The sequence below is a fragment of the Micromonospora deserti genome, assembly GCF_003236335.1.
In the GTDB taxonomy this organism is placed as follows: domain Bacteria; phylum Actinomycetota; class Actinomycetes; order Mycobacteriales; family Micromonosporaceae; genus Micromonospora; species Micromonospora deserti.
This window is the reverse complement of the sequence record NZ_POUB01000481.1, coordinates 1-1944: the sequence shown is the minus strand read 5'-3', so window position 1 is coordinate 1944 and position 1944 is coordinate 1. Positions and strand designations below refer to the sequence as shown.

General features: G+C 71.9%; 1 protein-coding gene and 1 pseudogene. Both read right to left on the bottom strand.

Annotation, left to right across the window (positions count from 1 at the left end; genetic code table 11):
• Positions 1-96: 96 nt before the first annotated feature.
• Positions 97-642, bottom strand: coding sequence for an LOG family protein (locus tag C1I99_RS31360; protein ID WP_111137747.1), 546 nt, complete (start codon positions 640-642; stop codon positions 97-99).
• 176 nt (positions 643-818) lie between these two features.
• A pseudogene (locus C1I99_RS31355) lies at positions 819-1667 on the bottom strand (LOG family protein); the annotation flags it as partial.
• Positions 1668-1944 lie beyond the last annotated feature (277 nt).

Below are 1944 nucleotides of genomic sequence, written 5' to 3'. Positions count from 1 at the left end.
CCCCCCGGGCCGCGTCGGCAGGCCGACGCACCAGCCGGTACGCCTGCATCCCCCCATCCCACCAGACCCGTACGACACCCCCACGAGGGGTCGGGGTCAGGTGAGGTGCGATTCGAGGGTGGTCAGTGCGGCGGGGACGGAGTCCACGACGGTGAGCAGGTCGAGGCCGGCAGGCTTGAGGAAGGTCTGGCCGGCCAGACCGTGCAGCCAGTCGAGCAGGGGACGGTAGAAGCGGTCGGTGTCCACCAGCACCATCGGCTTGGCGTGCAGGGCGAGGGTGGCGGTGGTCCAGACCTCGAAGAGCTCGTCGAGCGTGCCGAGACCGCCCGGCAGGGTGAGGAACGCGTCCGACTTGTCGATCATGAGGGTCTTGCGGCTGGCCATCGAGTCCGTGACGAGCAGCTCGTCCGAGGCCAGGTCGGCGACCTCCAGGTCGACCAGCGCTTGCGGGATCACCCCCAGGGTCCGGCCGCCGGCGGCCCGCGCGCCGTCGGCCACCGCGCCCATCATGCCGACGCACCCGCCGCCGCTGACCAGCGTATGCCCGCGCCGGGCGATCTCCGCGCCGGTCTCGGTCGCCAGGTCCAGCCAGCGCTGGTCGAGCGTACGGGAGGAGGCGCAGAACACGCAGATCGCCGCCATCCTCAGCTCCCCCCGCCCTCGTCGCCGGCCCGGCGGACGCCACCGCTCCGGTCGCCCCGGCCGCCGGAGCCACCCGCGCCGGCCCGGGACTCCGCCGTGGCGGAGCCGGCCGCTCCGGTCGCCGGCCGCTCCGCGACGGCCCGCTGTCCGGCGGCCGCACCGGCGGAACGGGCCGCGCCAGCCGGCGGATGCTCCGCGGCGGCCCGCTGCTCGGCGGCGGTCAGGGCAACGGCCTCCTCGCGGACCGCCTCCTGCTCGGCGGAGAGGATGGCCTCGGCCTCCACGATGTGCCGCACCGCCGCGTTGACGTCGTCGGTGAGGCAGATGAGCTCCAGGTCGACCGCCCCGATCTTGCCCTCGGCCGCCATGGTGTCGCGTAGCCAGTCGAGCAGCCCGCGCCAGTAGTCCACGCCCATCAGCACGACCGGGAACCGGGTGACCTTGCCGGTCTGCACCAACGTGAGCGCCTCGAACAGCTCGTCCATCGTGCCGAACCCGCCGGGCAGGACGACGAACGCCTGGGCGTACTTGACGAACATGGTCTTGCGGGCAAAGAAGTAGCGGAAGTCGATGGCCAGGTCCACCCAGTCGTTGATGCCCTGTTCGAAGGGGAGTTCGATGCCGAGCCCGACGGACAGCCCGCCGGCCTCGCTGACGCCCCGGTTGGCCGCCTCCATCACGCCCGGCCCGCCGCCGGTGATCACCGCGTAGCCGGCCCGGGCCAGAGCCGCGCCCAGCGCCTCCGCCATCCGGCACTCCGGGCTCTCCGGGCGGCTGCGCGCGGAGCCGAAGACGCTGACCGCCGGGGGCAGGTCGGCGAGGGTGTCGAACCCCTCGACGAACTCGGAGAGGATCCGCAGCGCCCGCCAGGCGTCCTTGGTCTTCCAGTCACCACGCCCCCGCGAGTCGAGCAGGCGCTGGTCAGCGGTACTATTGGTAATCGCCTGTCGACGCAGCGTAACGGCACCCCGGTGCCGTTCCTGCCCCGGCTCGCGGCCGTCCGCCCGCCCGTTGCTCTGACCCATGGGAGCAACCGTAGTGGAGTCGCAGCGGCCGGGTGTGCGTGGCGACGAGCCCGGGAAATAGTTCACGATCTTGGGCAACTAATTGGCTCGCCCGTACGTCTTACTATTCACATACCGGGTATGCCCCGGCGCGCGTTGCCTTCGGGGGAGGAGCCAGCGTGATCAGCAACAGCGAGATGATTCGGATCCGTCGACAGATGCAGCGCCGGATCCGCGACGTGGTGGCCGAACGCCGCCGCGCCCGCCTGATGGAGGCGTCCACCACCTGTCTCTTATA

Excerpts from the sequence above, each read along its gene's own strand:
- C1I99_RS31360 (WP_111137747.1), bottom strand. The coding sequence starts at position 642 with ATGGCGGCGATCTGCGTGTTCTGCGCCTCCTCCCGTACGCTCGACCAG.